The organism is Enterobacter sp. CPE_E863 (assembly GCF_046521465.1).
Lineage (GTDB): Bacteria > Pseudomonadota > Gammaproteobacteria > Enterobacterales > Enterobacteriaceae > Enterobacter > Enterobacter adelaidei.
The window spans coordinates 2,545,207-2,560,934 of the sequence record NZ_JBKFZX010000001.1; the positions used below are offsets into that span (position 1 = coordinate 2,545,207).

Sequence of the window (15,728 nt, forward strand, 5' to 3'; positions counted from 1 at the left end):
CTCCGGAGCATATTCAAAGGGCGAAGTGTACCGCTATTCGCCCTGGTTATAAACGCCCGGTTAACGCATAACGATAAGGTGATCTGAACCCGCCGGTAAACCATCGGGTTTCACATTCTCCAGACGCAGCACGTTTCCCATAATCTCGCTGAAAACGGGCGCGGAGACGGCACCGCCGTAGTATGCCCCGTTTTGAGGATCGTTAATCACGACTACGAGCGCAAAACGTGGGTCGCTGGCGGGTGCAACACCTGCAGTGTAGGCGACGTATTTATCGACATACTTCCCGCTATCATCAATTTTCTTCGCCGTACCGGTTTTCACCGCCACGCGGTAGTCACGCACGGCTGCCTTAACGCCTCCCCCACCAGGCAGTGCCACACTCTCCATCATATGCTCCACTTCATGAGCGATTTCCTCTGGCATGACGCGTTGTCCAATTACGGGTGGATCGATACGCGTGATTGAGAGAGGACGCTCAAGCCCGTAGCCGCCAATGGTGGCGTAAACATGTGCCAGCTGGAGCGGTGTCACCATCAGCCCGTAGCCAAAGGCAAACGTCGCCCTGTCGAGCTGGCTCCAGAATTTACGCTGTGGCAGTAGTCCCGCACTCTCCCCCGTTAAGCCAAGCCCCGTATTTGTACCAAAACCAAAGTTCCGGTAAGTATCAATAAGATGCTGGATCGGCATCGCCAGCGAGAGGCGGGATACGCCTGTATCGCTCGATTTTTGCAGGATCCCGGTCATGGTCAGTTCAGGGTAGTAACCCACATCGCGGATACGATGCCCGTCGAGAGTATACGGATGGGTGTCAATCACGCTGTCCGGCTGGACCAGCCCCTGCTGCAATGCAGTCATCAGCACCAGCGGTTTGACGGTAGAACCAGGTTCAAAAGTATCGCTGATCGCACGGTTACGAAAATCGTTTATTGTTGCGCCTTCGCGATTATTGGGGTTGAAATCCGGATAGCTCGCCATGGCGAGTATTTCCCCGGTTGGGATATTAATTAACACCGATGCCCCGGATTCGGCCTTATTCCAGGCCACGGCATTATCAAGCGCATCTTCGGTAATGGTTTGCAACCGCTCGTCGATGCTCAACTGGATGTTATGCGCCGGTGCAGGAGCAACTTCTGTCAGGTTTTCTACCACACGCCCGTAGCGATCCTCTCTTACCTGCCGGACCCCGGCCTTCCCCGTTAACTGAGCGTTGAAGCTTTTTTCCACACCTTCAATACCCTGCCCGTCAATATTGGTGAAACCAATCAGATTTGCCGCCACATGCCCGGCGGGATAAAAACGACGAGACTCATCACGTAAATTGATACCCGGCAAATTCAGTTTATCGATCCACTTTGCCTGTGCCGGGTCAACCTGGCGGGCAAGGTAAATGAAACGTCCCTGTGGATTCGCGTTGATGCGTGTCGAGAGCGTAGCCAAAGAGAGATGTAGCGCATTCGCCAGCGCTTGCCAGCGCTGATCAAAGCCGACTCCCCCTTTCGCCAGTACCGTTTTTGGATCGGCCCATACGGCCCTGACTGGCACACTGACCGCCAGTGGTCTTCCTTCACGATCCTTGATCATGCCGCGTGGAGCATCAATCGGCAGTTCCCGGAGTGACCGCATATCCTCTTGCTTCACCAGATTGTCTGGCTTGATGATTTGCAGCCACGCAACACGACCCAGTAAAAAAGCCAGACTACAAAAAATGGCAAAACAGAGCAGCGCAAAACGCGCCGGAGTGAAATTTCCGGCTGTCGTAAGTATCTTCTTCTTCACCTGAACCCCAGGACAATTTAACAACGCCCTGATTTAACGGGAAAAGCCGAGCAGAAGGAGCCGAAACAGTGCTACTAACCTCGCAGCTTTGCAACAAGTTACTAACAAGTACGGGGATGGTAATATTTTGAAAGATAAAGGGCATAAAAAAGCCCCGCGTTATGCGAGGCTTTATGTCTGAGAGTGAAGTGCTAAGCGCTTCAGTCAGCAGTGGTTCGATCAGATAGCAGTTACGTTAACTGCAGCTGGGCCTTTCTGGCCGTCCTGAATTTCGAACTCAACGTTCTGGCCTTCAGCCAGAGTTTTGAAGCCGTTACCCTGGATTGCAGAGAAGTGTACGAACACGTCTTTGCTGCCGTCAGCAGGAGTAATGAAACCAAAACCTTTAGACTCGTTGAACCACTTAACTTGACCTTTAATCTTTGCCATTTGCAAAATTCCTTAGAGTGTTTTCTTAGCCCGCAGGCATTAACTGAGATAAAACTGAGACATTACTGCATGAGGCACTAATATAAGGTTCGGCAGAGAAGCGGTATTCAACGACAACGTGTTTACTCAGGACTTCTTTACTGAAAATGCCACACATAAACAGAACTGTACCTCGTTTGACCCAAAACGTGTTATCACACACAATGTTTAATATGGCAAGCCATTTTTAAACATGTCTCGATCCGCCGCACAAATTCGAACACTGCCTGTCAGGTTTTGCACAATTATGCGCATAACATACAGGCAATTCTACTTCGTTACAGAGACTCAACGTTGCTTTCGCAGTCGCTGTAATCTAAGACTTTTTTAACATAGCTCAATCATTCCAGTGCGTCCAGCAGTCGGGAAAAGAAATCTTCAAAATTGATTGAGTTAGAACAATTTGTGAAAACTTATGCTTAAATCATTGTAACGACACGGCATTGTTTCGCAGAAAATACAATGTTAATAACCTGCAGTTGACTGTATTAAAATTCATCAGCTAATAAGCCGTGTTATGCACCAAAATAATGAAATTTTTATGACTCTGCATCAAAACAAGGCAAGCAAAACGTTTCGATAAAAATAAAATATTCATTATCGCGTTCACATACAGAATATATGCAACAATTTATCGCTTCGTTTATAAGGATAAATATTCACCAATTTTCAGTATCCTTAAAGAACTATCAACTGGTGCTAAATTATCTAGTGCAACCGTTAACTCCCTCACTGGGTCATCCAGCGCATCATCTGCCAGTTCAAACACGCCCCAGTGAATAGGAAACGCCAGAGGGCAGCCCAACTGTTGCCATAACGCAACGGCAGATTGAGGGTCCATATGATGTACAGCCATGAACCATCGTGGGGCATAAGCTCCGATAGGTAATGCAGCAGCGTCAATTCTCCCCAAACGCTCCGGTATCAATAGCAACTCAGGCGAATAACCTGTATCACCGCTGAACCAGAAACGGTGATGCCGCCCCTCAAAGACCCAGCCGCACCACAAGGTGCGATTTCGATTCCAGGGTGTTCGCATACTCCAGTGCTGTGCCGGAACAGCACTCAAGGTTATCCCTTGCCAGGTGAAACTCTGCCACCAGTCGAGCTCAACCACACATCTTGCCCCCCGGCGGCGAAACCAGTCGGCCAGACCTAAAGGTACAAACAGACTCACGTCAGGGAAGCGTTTAAGGATCCGACGGATAGTTGCGTCATCAAGATGATCGTAATGATTATGGGAGATAACGACGGCATCAAGCTGATGAAGTTGATCGACAGAAAGTACCGGAGGGGTTTTACGTTGTGGTCCCAGAAATGAGAGCGGAGAGGCACGCTGTGAGAAAACCGGGTCAGTGAGGAGAATATTGCCGTCTATCTGCAGCAGCACACTCGCGTGTCCCAGCCACCATACCCCATCCTCATGAGGTTGCATAAGATCAACCGGTTGCCACCACTGACGTATAAAATCCTCATAACCGAGTGCGGGCGGTCTGGGCAAACCGGCCTCTTTACGCGCTTTTCGCCAGCGCTCAAGGTCACCGGGCTGATGCCCGACAGGACGGGTATTACGGAAACCATTCGGCGTGTGATGTTTCAGGGAGGGGTCATACCAGGGATTTTTCCAGACCACAGCCACCTCCCAGGACAAAAAGATTAACGCTCAGCCACCAGGCGGATAAAGTCGTCTTCGTCTTTGTCGTCTTCAGCGACAGCGTCTTTCGGCGCGTCTTTCTCTTCCGGTTCGTTAGCCTCACACAGACGGCGTAACAACGCGTTTTGACGTTTTTGCTGATCGAGCAGCGCTTCCAGCAGTTCGATCTGCTCGTTAGTACGTGAACTGGCCCGGTTAACGAAAAACCAAATGACCAGTCCCACAAGCAGAACGACCAAAGAAATCATCAAGGATGCCACATTCAGCAGCCCTGAATTCAGTAACTCACCCATTTCACCACCTCAATAAAAACGTCTATTTTACCACTGGCGCGAAGGAAGGAAATCACCTTGAGAAAAAATGCGTGTTACCACGGAATAAACTTATTTATTGCGCAAACGCCGCTAAAGAACTGTACATCCTGATCGCACATCACATTGATGGTCTGCGTCCATAGCACCACACACGCTACCAGCACGATAATCAGAATTACCCAGCGTATTTTTTTCACTCCACACTCCGTCAAAAGACCTGATGTAACCAGGTTATCACGGTTATCTTAAACAAGGGCTAACTGTACCGACATCAAGCCTTTTTCAGAATCATGCACTTGTTTCATTACGTAAACCGTTTACGCTTGCTTAATGATAACAACGATAAAGAGGCATTGATGCGCTTAATCATTCGAACAATTGTTGTACTGGCCATCGTCTGGATTGGCCTTCTGTTAACCGGTTATGGTGTGCTGGTGGGAAGCACTGAAAACGCGGCAGGATTAGGCATTCAGTGTAAATATTTAACAGCACAAGGAGTAAGCACCGCGCAGTATCTGCATACTGACAGCGGAATCATTGGCCTGACTAATTGCCCGGTACTGCGTAAAACATCCGTCGTGATCGATAATGGCTAATCAGCCAGGTTAACAGCAAAAGCGCCGCAACATTCGCGGCGTTTTTTATGCTAACGAGGATTAAAAAGGATAGTCGTGATACCCCATCTGCTCGGAAATCTTACGTGCTGCGGTGTGCAGAATAGCCACATATTCATGCAGTCGCTCCTCAGAGAAGCGCAACGTCGGGAAAGAAATACTGAGCCCCGCAATCACGACGCCAAAGCGGTCAAATACCGGAACACCAATACAGCGCAGCCCCTCTTCCTGCTCTTCGTTATCTTCGCCATAGCCTTGCTCACGCACCTTGTCGAGCACGGTTAACAGCGCATCCGTGCTGGTAATGGTTCGTGCCGTACTGCGTTTGTACTCCACGCCATCAAGGATCTGTTTCACTTCTTCACGATCGCGCCACGCCAGCAGAACCTTACCAATGGCAGTACTATAGAGTGGGTTACGGCGGCCAATGCGTGAATACATACGCAGGTTGTACATGGAGTCGATTTTATGGATGTAAACAATACTGTCTTCATCCAGTGCCCCCAGGTGAATGGTCTCTTTGGTCAGACGGGAGATTTCACGCATCTGAATATCCGCGCTGCGGATCAGGTCAACATTTTGCAGCGCACGGGCACCCAGTTCGAAGAGTTTCAGCGTCAGAGAGTATTTTTCAGACTCGCCTTCCTGCGCAACGTAGCCCAGTGACTTCATGGTTTGCAAAAAACGATAAACGGTGCTTTTCGACATCATCACACGCTGCGACAACTCTGTAATACCAATTTCACGCTCTTCCCCAAGCGCCTGTAAGATGCCAAACACCTTCAGCACGGAAGAAACAGAATCTGGCTGTTTATCCAAATCCGCAATTGCCATTTACCACCTCATAGAGAGTGTTTTATAAAAATCAGAATCGGTTTTTATTATAAGTTCCCGTCATGTCACCTGCAATCAATCCGCGTTTACTTCGTTACAAATCTGCGACATATCGCGGCTGTAACAATGCTAAAATAGTTACCCTGAGAATAATTTCACGCTGAGCTTTTTTAATCCTAATGGAAAAGACCCTTTCCGATGGCCTGCCTTTACCCCAGCGGTATGGCGCTATAGCGACCATCATTATCGGTATCTCAATGGCCGTCCTTGACGGCGCAATTGCGAATGTGGCCCTGCCAACCATCGCCAGCGACCTGCATGCCTCCCCTGCCAGTTCGATATGGATAGTTAACGCCTATCAGATTGCAATTGTTATTTCCCTGCTCTCGTTCTCTTTTCTGGGCGATATGTTTGGCTACCGTCGGGTTTATCAATGCGGTCTGGTGGTTTTCACCTTCACCTCATTGTTATGTGCCCTTTCTGATTCGCTGCATACCCTGACGCTTGCACGTATTGCACAAGGTTTTGGCGGTGCAGCGCTCATGAGTGTTAACACAGCGTTGATCCGCTTAATTTATCCGCAGCGTCATCTGGGACGCGGCATGGGGATAAACTCGTTTATTGTTGCGGTCTCTTCTGCCGCCGGGCCAACCATTGCAGCAGCCATTCTTTCCGTCGCGTCCTGGCAATGGCTGTTCGCCATAAACGTGCCGCTGGGCATCGTGGCTATCTTCTTTGCCCTACGCTTTCTTCCCGCTAACGGCCCCAGAAGTACAATGCCGCGCTTCGACGTCGTGAGCGCGATAATGAATGCCCTCACCTTTGGTCTGCTGATTACTGCCCTGAGCGGTTTTGCACAGGGACAATCCCTGATGCTTACCGGCGCGGAACTCATCGTCTTGCTGGCGACAGGTTTCTTCTTTGTTCGCCGTCAGCTCACGCTTCCTGTGCCGTTACTGCCAGTTGACCTGCTGCGCATTCCCCTCTTTTCGCTCTCCATTTGCACATCTGTCTGCTCATTCTGCGCCCAGATGCTGGCCCTGGTCTCTCTGCCTTTCTTCCTGCAAAGCGTAGTGGGACGCTCTGAAGTGGAGACCGGGCTGTTGTTAACCCCATGGCCGCTGGCTACGATGGTAATGGCACCGCTGGCGGGTTACTTGATTGAACGCGTCCATGCCGGTTTATTAGGTGCTCTGGGGCTGGCTGTGATGGCAACAGGCCTTTTCGCTTTGGCGCTGCTGCCGTCATCGCCTTCCGATCTCGACATCATCTGGCGCATGATCCTGTGCGGAGCCGGGTTTGGCCTGTTCCAGTCGCCTAACAATCACACCATTATTACCTCAGCGCCGCGTCATCGCAGTGGAGGGGTCAGCGGTATGTTAGGCACCGCGCGTCTGTTAGGGCAAAGCAGCGGTGCAGCTCTGGTCGCTCTGATGTTTAACCTTGCCGGGCAAAACGGTAATCACATTGCGCTCCTTAGCGCTGGAGCCCTTGCTACCCTCGCGGCTATCGTCAGCGGTCTGCGCATTACCCAGCCCAGAGCCCAGGCATAAAAAAAGCCGGGCGGAGTCTTCTCCTGCCCGGCTTATTGCGGTTCTTCGCGTTACTTCATGTATTCCCCACTACGCAGCGCTTCGATACGTTTATCCAGCGGCGGGTGAGACATAAACATTTCACTCAGTGACTTCGATTTACCGTTAATACAGAAGGCCATCATGCTGTTCGCTTCCTGCGGCTCGTAACTGGTTTTCAGACGCTGCAGCGCAGCAATCATTTTCTCACGCCCAACCAGTTTTGCGGAACCGGCATCCGCGTGGAATTCGCGGTGACGGGAGAACCACATGGTGATAATGCTTGCCAGAATACCGAACACCAGCTCCAGTACCATGGAAACTGCGAAGTAGATCAGCGGATTACCGTTGCTCTCTTCACCTTCGTCGCGGTTGCCACCCATAAAGCCTGCAGCAATCTGCGCCAGAATACGGGAGATAAAGATAACGAAAGTGTTCACCACGCCCTGAATCAGGGTCATGGTCACCATGTCACCATTTGCGATATGGCTGATTTCGTGAGCGATAACCGCTTCGGCTTCATCACGGCTCATGTTCTGTAATAACCCGGTGCTGACGGCAACCAGGGATGCATCACGACGAGCACCCGTAGCGAACGCATTAATATCCGGCGCGTGATAAATAGCGACCTGCGGCATGGCAATCCCAGCCTGACGGGATTGCTGAGCAACCGTATTCATCAGCCACTGTTCCATATCGTTACGCGGCTGTTCAATAACCTCACCACCTACCGATTTCAGTGCCATCCACTTCGACATCAACAGTGAAATGAAAGAGCCACCAAAACCAAACAGCAGCGCCATAATCAACAGACCCTGAACGCTGCTCGACTGAATTCCTGTCAGGCTTAGCACGAGCCCGAAAACCACCATGACCGCAAGGTTGGTGAGCAGGAAGAGCGCGATTCGCATCATAATTTTCTTTTAACCTCAGTTTAACAAAACGCACTATGCGATTACCCACATCGTATGGGTATTGTGGCTATTTTCAAGCATCAGGCGGGCTTAAGTCACCAGAAAGACACAACTTTACACAATTGGAAACCAGCCTGACGGAAGGATGCAGAACAAAAAGAAACAGGCACAATTTCTTGTGCCTGTTGGGAGATTATTTTGCCGGAGCAGGTTGGACGGCAGGTTTCTCTTTTTCAAGATTCGCAAGGTCGAGTGCAATATGCACCGTCTCATCCAGATAAGGATCTGGCTCCTTGTAATCTTTTGGCAGATCGTCCAGTTTCTTGAGCAGAGGCTTGCCTTCCCGTTTGAAGCGATCGTTGATACGCGCCAGACGCGTTGCATCGTCTTCGTTGTTCTCTTTTTCACGCTGAGCGTAGTTCAGAGAAACAATATTCCGTTTATCTTTCAGAGCATTGAAACGTGCAATGTCCTTCATGATGTACTGGAATTCCGCATCTTTCGCAATACGGTCATTATGCGCTTTCAGCAGTTCAGGACCAAACTGCGTCATATCACCCGCTTTCACGTAGGTCGCCGCGTTGATGCTGTCCCACGGTAACGCGTTATCTTCAAACTTCTCGCCCGTTTCCGTCTCTTCCGTGCCTGTCGGCATCATGATATCCGGCGTCACCCCTTTACGCTGCGTACTGCCACCGTTCACGCGGTAGAACTTCTGAATAGTGTACTGAACCGAACCCAGCGCAGGCCATTCAGGGCGCAGCATCTGATCGTAAATACGATTCAGAGAGCGATACTGTTGAACGGTGCCTTTACCGAACGTCGGTTCACCCACGATCAACGCACGGCCATAGTCCTGCATTGCGGCAGCAAAGATCTCAGACGCTGAAGCACTGAAGCGGTCCACTAAGACCACCAGCGGGCCTTTGTAGTAAACCACACCATCGTTGTCGGCATCTTCACGGACTTTACCGTTGTTATCGCGCACCTGAACCACAGGACCAGATGGAATAAACAGGCCAGAGAGCGAAACCGCTTCCGTCAGCGCACCGCCGCCGTTACTGCGCAGGTCGATGATAATGCTGCTAACGTTCTGCTTCTCAAGCTTCTGCAGCTGCACTTTCACATCGTCGGTCAGCCCTACGTAGAAGCCCGGGATATCCAGGACACCCACCTTCTCTTTACCCACGGTTTTCACCGACATTTTCACCGCGCGGTCTTCCAGACGGATACGCTCACGGGTCAGGGTAACAATACGGGTTTTAGTGCCTTTTCCTGCTGGCAGAACTTCCAGACGAACCTTGCTGCCTTTCGGGCCTTTAATCAGCGCCACCACATCATCAAGACGCCAGCCGATCACATCAACCATGTTCTGACCGGTTTGTCCCACACCCACAATGCGATCGCCTACGCTTATCGCTTTGCTTTTGGATGCCGGGCCACCTGCGACCATCGAATTGATCACGGTATAATCATCATCCATCTGCAGCACCGCACCGATACCTTCGAGAGACAGGCTCATTTCAGTATTGAACTGCTCGGTGTTACGCGGGGAGAGATAGTTGGTATGCGGATCGATTTCGTGAGCAAAGGCAGTCATTGCCAGTGAGAAGACATCCTCACTGTTGGTCTGCGCCAGACGACGAATAGCAAATTTGTAACGACGCGTCAGCGTGTCACGGATCTCTTTTTCATCTTTGCCGGTGAGCTTAAGGCTCAGTTCGTCATATTTAACTTTTCCGTCCCACAGCGCATTCAACTCGGCTTCATCTTTCGGCCAGGGTGCTTTACTGCGATCCAGATTAAAGGTGTCATTGCCGGTGAAGTCCATCGGACGTTCCAGCACTTTCAGCGCGTACTGATAACGTTCAAAGCGGCGCTTTTGCGACAGGTTATAGAGATCGTAGAACAGATCCAGCTTGCCTGAACGCAACTCGTCACCCACCTCAGATTTACGCTTAGCGAACTGCTCGACATCGCTGGCGAGCAAAACGTTATGGCTGTAATCCAGCAAGTTCAGATAGCGGTCAAAGATTTTGGCCGAAAAGGCCTGATCGAGATCGAACTGACGATAGTGCGAACGGGTGAAACGTGAGGTTACGCGCTCGCTCACCGTTGCGTGCTGGGTCTCTTCCTTAAGAACCGGAATTTGATCAACACGCGTGATATCGTCCACTGCGAAAGCGTGACCTGTTATGGCAAACAGGCCCGCCAGCGCGGTGAGCTTAAAAAAAGTGTTCATGCCAGGCTTGGCCTCCGTTTCAGAACAACAAGTGTTCTGCGCGTACAATCATTGACATACCAGAAGTCAGCTGTACACGAACGCCATCTTTGGTGATTTCCAGTACAGTGGCGTCCATAGCATTGTTACCCGCTTTTACCTTCAGCGCCTGACCAACGCTCAGGGCGTTAATGTCTGAAACCGGGGTATGACGCGGCTCTTCACGAGGGGCGCGCGGGGCTTTCGCTGCAGGTTTGTCAGCACGCGGTTTGCGATCGTTATTATCATTACGACGCGGTGCAGGGCGTGGTTTACGCTCACGACGAGGCGCTTCTTCCTGGCCGTTTGCCGCTGCGGCTTCGCGTTTTTTCGCTTGCTGTTCAGCACGTTGTGCCTGAACGCGTGCTTTGGCTTCTTCCAGCTGTTTACGCGCGTGCTCAACGTGCTGCTCATCCAGCTCACCACAAGGGTTGCCATCGAGATCCACGCGAGTCGCGCCCGGTTTGATACCGTACAGGTAACGCCAGCTCGAAGTATAAAGACGTAAGGCGGAACGCAGCTGAGTTTTGCTGAGGTTCATTTCCCCCTCAACACGTGCCACCAGATCCTGAAAAATACCGACTTTCAGGGGACGAGCTTCACCTTCAGCACTGAAGCACTGTGGGAAACGCTCGGCCAGAAATGCGATAACTTCTTTACTGCTATTCAACTTAGGTTGATTTTCCATGAAATTTCCTGATTACAACGGACGTTGCCAACAAGCGCAGGCATGAACAGGCGTCATTATAATGACGCTATCAGTAAATGCTACGTTATCCGTTGATTATCCTGCGACGCTCGCAAAGAATTTTTGATAATCGGTTGCAGCGAGAACGTTTTCCAGGTTTGCCACCAGCTCGCGCAGTCCCTGTTCGTCCTCGGCTGTAAAGCGACTGAAGACCGTACTGTCGATATCCAGAACGCCAATAATCTGATTTTTTACCACCAGTGGCAGAACGATTTCAGAATTACTTGCAGCGTCGCAGGCAATATGTCCGTCAAACGCATGAACGTCTTCCACACGCTGTACCTGATTCTCGGCGACCGCGGTACCACACACACCGCGCCCTACCGGGATACGTACGCAGGCCAGCTTGCCCTGGAATGGCCCCAGCACCAGTGTTTCACCTTCCAGAAGGTAAAATCCAGCCCAGTTAACGTCACTGAGACGTTCAAACAGCAATGCGCTAGTATTTGCCAGAGTGGCTAAGAAGCTGGTCTCGCCCGCCATCAATGCCTTAAAATCGCGGTTCAGATCCGCGTAGAATTCTGTTTTGTTCATTATTCAATCACTTAGTTGTCTTACAAAATTACCGCATAGCCTATTAAAATAAGCATTAAATGCACTCATGCTCAAGATGAATCAGTTCATGAGTTATTATAACTTTCAACAATACTTATTTGTGCGCAGCTGATGGCCTTAAAAACAACCAAAATTACGCCGACAAAAAAGATAACTGTCCATACGGTAAGCGAAGCTTTGCCTCGTGCACATTATCAGCGTTGCCCCCAGTGCGATACGCTTTTTATGTTGCCGAAGATGAAATCGCACCAAAGTGCCTTTTGTCCCCGCTGCGATGCCAAAATTCGTGACGGCCGCGACTGGTCTTTGACCCGCCTCGCCGCCATGGCCGTCACGATGCTGCTTCTGATGCCTTTCGCGTGGAGCGAGCCGCTCCTCAAACTCTATCTGCTTGGTGTACGCATTGATGCCAACGTTCTACAGGGTATCTGGCAGATGACCCGACAGGGTGATCCGGTAACTGCAGCGATGGTGCTTTTTTGCACCGTTGGCGCGCCGCTGGTCCTGGTCGCGGCGATTGCGTATTTATGGCTCGGCAACATTCTGGGTATGAACCTGCGACCGGTGTTGCTGATGCTGGATAAACTCAAAGAGTGGGTCATGCTGGATATCTATCTTGTGGGTGTTGGCGTGGCGTCAATTAAAGTGCAGGACTACGCGTTTCTGCAGCCAGGCGTCGGACTCTTTGCTTTTATCTGCCTGGTATTGCTCAGTATCCTGACGCTCATCCACCTGAACGTCGAACAGCTTTGGGAGCGTTTTTATCCTCAGCGCCCAGCCACACGCCCGGATGAGAACCTCCGTGTCTGTCTGGGTTGCCACTATACCGGGCTGCCCGACGCGCGTGGCCGCTGTCCACGCTGCCATATTCCTTTGAGACTGCGGCGCAACAACAGCCTGCAAAAATGCTGGGCGGCGCTGATTGCCTCCCTGGTGTTTCTGATCCCGGCCAATATGCTACCGATTTCCATTATTTACGTGAATGGTGCACGCCAGGAAGATACCATCCTCTCAGGCATTATTTCCCTTGCGCACAGCAATGTGGGGGTGGCTGCCATCGTCTTTATTGCCAGTATCCTGGTGCCGTTTACCAAAGTGGTGGTGATGTTTACGTTACTTATCAGCATTCACTTTAAATGTGAGCAGGGGCTACGTACCCGTATCCTGCTTTTGCGGTTCGTCACCTGGATTGGTCGCTGGTCGATGTTGGATCTGTTCGTGATTTCGTTGATGATGTCGCTGATTAATCGTGACCAGTTACTTGCTTTTACAATGGGACCCGCGGCTTTTTATTTCGGCTCAGCGGTGATATTGACTATTCTTGCTGTGGAATGGCTGGATAGCCGCTTACTTTGGGATGCACATGAGTCAGGAAACCCCCGCTTCGCCGACTGAAGCGAGAATTAAAACAAAACGCCGCATTTCGCCATTCTGGCTGCTGCCTGTCATCGCCCTGATGATTGCGGGCTGGCTTATCTGGACGAGCTATCAAGATCGCGGGAGTACGGTCACCATTGATTTCCAGACCGCCGACGGTATCGTCGCCGGGCGAACACCCGTTCGCTTCCAGGGGGTTGAAGTAGGTACGGTTCAGGACATCTCCCTTGGAAAAGGGCTGAACAAGATTCAGGTGCGGGTCAGTATTAAATCAGACATGCAGGATGCCCTGCGCAGCGAAACGCAATTCTGGCTGGTCACGCCGAAGGCCTCTCTGGCGGGTGTTTCCGGTCTGGATGCGCTGGTGGGCGGTAACTATATCGGTATGATGCCAGGTAAAGGTGAACCGCAGGATCACTTTGTTGCCCTGGATACACAGCCCAAGTACCGCCTTAACAACGGCGATTTGATGATCCATCTGCAGGCGCCGGATCTCGGCTCTCTGAACAGTGGCTCACTGGTTTATTTCCGTAAAATCCCGGTGGGTCGCGTTTACGATTACGCCATCAACCCGAATAAACAGGGTGTCACCATTGATGTGCTGATCGAGCGCCGCTTTACCAATCTGGTTAAAAAGGGCAGCCGCTTCTGGAACGTATCCGGCGTGGATGCCGATCTCAGCCTGAGCGGTGCAAAGGTGAAACTGGAGAGTCTGGCTGCGCTGGTGAATGGCGCCATTGCCTTTGATTCCCCTGAAAACTCAAGCCCTGCCACCGCTGATGACTCGTTCGGATTGTACGCTGACCTGGCGCACAGCCAGCGCGGAGTGATTATCAAACTCGTCCTGCCCGATGCGAAGGGGCTTAAAGCCGGTTCAACACCGCTGATGTATCAAGGGTTGCAGGTCGGTCAGCTTACCAAAATGACGCTCAACCCGGGCGGCTCGGTCACCGGCGAAATGACCGTTGATCCGAGCGTGGTCGATCTTCTGCGCGAGAAGACGCGTATTGAAATGCGCAGTCCAAAGCTATCACTCAACGATGCCAGTATCAGTAGTCTGCTGACGGGAAATACGTTTGAGCTGGTGCCCGGTGAAGGTCAGCCCAGCAATAGCTTTGTGATTGCCCCGGCCGACAAAGCCTTGTTGCAAAAGCCGGGTGTCGTGACGGTCACGCTGAATGCGCCAGAAAGCTACGGTATTGAAGCCGGCCAGCCGTTGATTTTGCACGGTGTTCAGGTAGGACAAGTTCTTGAGCGTACGCTTACCGAGAACGGCGTGAGCTTCTCGGTCGCCATTGACCCGCAATACAGCAACCTGGTCCATGGCGACAGTAAGTTTGTGGTTAACAGTCGTGTCGACGTGAAAGTAGGTCTGGACGGGGTGGAGTTCCTTGGCGCCAGCGCCAGCGAATGGGTCAACGGCGGGATCCGCATTCTGCCGGGCGATAAAGGCCCTGTGCGTGACAGCTACCCGCTGTATGCCAACCTGGATAAAGCGATTGAAAACAGCCTGAGCGATCTTCCTACCACTACGCTGACATTAAGCGCCGAAACATTGCCGGACGTTCAGGCAGGCTCCGTTGTGCTGTATCGCAAATTTGAGGTCGGGGAAGTGATCACCGTTCGCCCTCGCGCGGACGCATTTGATATCGAGCTGCATATCAAGCCGGAGTATCGCAAGCTGTTGACGCCAAACAGCGTCTTCTGGGCTGAAGGCGGTGCAAAAGTTCAGCTCAACGGTAACGGGCTGACGGTGCAGGCCTCCCCGCTTTCACGCGCGCTGCGTGGGGCAATTAGTTTCGATAACCTCAGCGGTGCAGGTGCGAATCTGCGCAAAGGGGATAAGCGTATTCTCTTCCCGTCCGAAACCGCAGCACGTGCCGTTGGCGGGCAGATTACCCTGCACGCTTTTGATGCGGGAAAACTGGCTGAAGGGATGCCAATCCGTTACCTGGGTATTGATATCGGGCAGATCCAGAAGCTGACGCTGATCACCTCGCGTAACGAGGTGCAGGCCACCGCCGTGCTCTACCCGGAATATGTACAGACGTTCGCCCGCACCGGTTCGCGCTTCTCGGTGGTGACGCCGCAAATCTCGGCCGCAGGCGTTGAGCACCTCGACACCATCCTGCAGCCGTATATCAACGTCGAGCCTGGCCAGGGCAATGCCCGTCGTGATTTTGAGCTGCAGGAAGCCACAATCACTGATTCGCGCTATCTTGATGGTCTGAGCATTGTGGTGGAGGTACCAGAAGCTGGTTCGCTCAGCATCGGCACGCCAGTACTGTTCCGCGGTATTGAGGTGGGCACAGTGACCGGTCTGACGCTCGGGACGCTCTCCGACCGCGTGATGGTGGCGTTACGGATCAGCGAACGTTACCAGCATCTGGTGCGAAATAACTCGGTATTCTGGCTGGCTTCCGGCTATTCGCTGGACTTTGGCCTGACGGGGGGTGTCGTGAAAACTGGTACCTTCAACCAGTTTATTCGCGGTGGGATTGCGTTTGCCACACCACCGGGCACACCGCTGGCACCGAAAGCGCAACCGGGTAAACACTTCCTGCTGCTCGAAAGTGAACCGAAAGAGTGGCGTGAATGGGGAACTGCTCTGCCGCGTTAATCTCAGGGCTCCGGTGTCAA

General features: G+C 51.7%; 14 protein-coding genes and 1 pseudogene. 4 read left to right on the forward strand and 11 right to left on the reverse strand.

The window, feature by feature from the left end; all coding sequences use genetic code 11:
• Nucleotides 1–60: 60 nt before the first annotated feature.
• The 6 genes and pseudogenes from ftsI to mgrB all read right to left on the reverse strand — a co-directional run bounded on the left by ftsI (nt 61) and on the right by mgrB (nt 4,412).
• A complete protein-coding gene (ftsI, locus tag ACLHV8_RS12510; RefSeq protein WP_128347532.1) occupies nt 61–1,779 on the reverse strand; it encodes a peptidoglycan glycosyltransferase FtsI in 1,719 nt (572 codons plus the stop codon).
• Nucleotides 1,780–1,998: 219 nt separating this feature from the next.
• Nucleotides 1,999–2,208: a transcription antiterminator/RNA stability regulator CspE gene (cspE, locus tag ACLHV8_RS12515; protein WP_001062678.1), complete on the reverse strand. Its 210-nt coding sequence runs from the start codon at nt 2,206–2,208 to the stop codon at nt 1,999–2,001.
• A 12-nt stretch (nt 2,209–2,220) separates the two neighbouring features.
• Nucleotides 2,221–2,365, reverse strand: a pseudogene (locus ACLHV8_RS12520) (DUF2627 domain-containing protein).
• 525 nt (nt 2,366–2,890) lie between these two features.
• Complete coding sequence (locus ACLHV8_RS12525) at nt 2,891–3,880, reverse strand: MBL fold metallo-hydrolase (protein WP_128347531.1); 990 nt, start codon at nt 3,878–3,880, stop codon at nt 2,891–2,893.
• A 23-nt stretch (nt 3,881–3,903) separates the two neighbouring features.
• Complete coding sequence (locus ACLHV8_RS12530) at nt 3,904–4,194, reverse strand: YebO family protein (RefSeq protein WP_028018662.1); 291 nt, start codon at nt 4,192–4,194, stop codon at nt 3,904–3,906.
• Between the two features lie 74 nt (nt 4,195–4,268).
• Nucleotides 4,269–4,412 carry a PhoP/PhoQ regulator MgrB gene (gene mgrB, locus ACLHV8_RS12535; RefSeq protein ID WP_014170606.1) on the reverse strand — a complete coding sequence of 48 codons (144 nt, stop codon included), beginning with the start codon at nt 4,410–4,412 and terminating at the stop codon, nt 4,269–4,271.
• 159 nt (nt 4,413–4,571) lie between these two features.
• Here mgrB and ACLHV8_RS12540 point away from each other — a divergent pair, with 159 nt between their 5' ends.
• On the forward strand, nt 4,572–4,811 hold the full coding sequence (locus tag ACLHV8_RS12540; protein ID WP_049008652.1) for a YobH family protein: 240 nt from the start codon (nt 4,572–4,574) through the stop codon (nt 4,809–4,811).
• Between the two features lie 60 nt (nt 4,812–4,871).
• On the opposite strand, the gene kdgR is transcribed toward ACLHV8_RS12540, so the two are convergent.
• Nucleotides 4,872–5,663, reverse strand: coding sequence for a DNA-binding transcriptional regulator KdgR (gene kdgR / locus ACLHV8_RS12545; protein ID WP_028018660.1), 792 nt, complete (start codon nt 5,661–5,663; stop codon nt 4,872–4,874).
• Nucleotides 5,664–5,842: 179 nt separating this feature from the next.
• On the opposite strand from kdgR, the gene ACLHV8_RS12550 reads away from it, so the two are divergent.
• Complete coding sequence (locus ACLHV8_RS12550; RefSeq protein WP_208594411.1) at nt 5,843–7,216, forward strand: MFS transporter; 1,374 nt, start codon at nt 5,843–5,845, stop codon at nt 7,214–7,216.
• A 50-nt stretch (nt 7,217–7,266) separates the two neighbouring features.
• Here the strand turns inward: ACLHV8_RS12550 and htpX are convergent, their stop codons facing one another.
• The 4 genes from htpX to ACLHV8_RS12570 all read right to left on the reverse strand — a co-directional run bounded on the left by htpX (nt 7,267) and on the right by ACLHV8_RS12570 (nt 11,690).
• Nucleotides 7,267–8,148: a protease HtpX gene (htpX, locus tag ACLHV8_RS12555; protein ID WP_028018658.1), complete on the reverse strand. Its 882-nt coding sequence runs from the start codon at nt 8,146–8,148 to the stop codon at nt 7,267–7,269.
• Between the two features lie 193 nt (nt 8,149–8,341).
• On the reverse strand, nt 8,342–10,390 hold the full coding sequence (gene prc, locus ACLHV8_RS12560; protein WP_028018657.1) for a carboxy terminal-processing peptidase: 2,049 nt from the start codon (nt 10,388–10,390) through the stop codon (nt 8,342–8,344).
• A 19-nt stretch (nt 10,391–10,409) separates the two neighbouring features.
• Nucleotides 10,410–11,096: an RNA chaperone ProQ gene (gene proQ, locus ACLHV8_RS12565; RefSeq protein ID WP_028018656.1), complete on the reverse strand. Its 687-nt coding sequence runs from the start codon at nt 11,094–11,096 to the stop codon at nt 10,410–10,412.
• Nucleotides 11,097–11,192: 96 nt separating this feature from the next.
• On the reverse strand, nt 11,193–11,690 hold the full coding sequence (locus tag ACLHV8_RS12570) for a GAF domain-containing protein (protein ID WP_028018655.1): 498 nt from the start codon (nt 11,688–11,690) through the stop codon (nt 11,193–11,195).
• A gap of 132 nt (nt 11,691–11,822) precedes the next feature.
• Here ACLHV8_RS12570 and yebS point away from each other — a divergent pair, with 132 nt between their 5' ends.
• Together yebS and ACLHV8_RS12580 are read left to right on the forward strand one after the other, a co-directional pair.
• On the forward strand, nt 11,823–13,106 hold the full coding sequence (gene yebS, locus ACLHV8_RS12575; RefSeq protein WP_014832380.1) for a membrane integrity lipid transport subunit YebS: 1,284 nt from the start codon (nt 11,823–11,825) through the stop codon (nt 13,104–13,106).
• A complete protein-coding gene (locus tag ACLHV8_RS12580; RefSeq protein ID WP_049008513.1) occupies nt 13,075–15,708 on the forward strand; it encodes a PqiB family protein in 2,634 nt (877 codons plus the stop codon). The genes yebS and ACLHV8_RS12580 overlap by 32 nt, the downstream gene beginning before the upstream one ends.
• Nucleotides 15,709–15,728 lie beyond the last annotated feature (20 nt).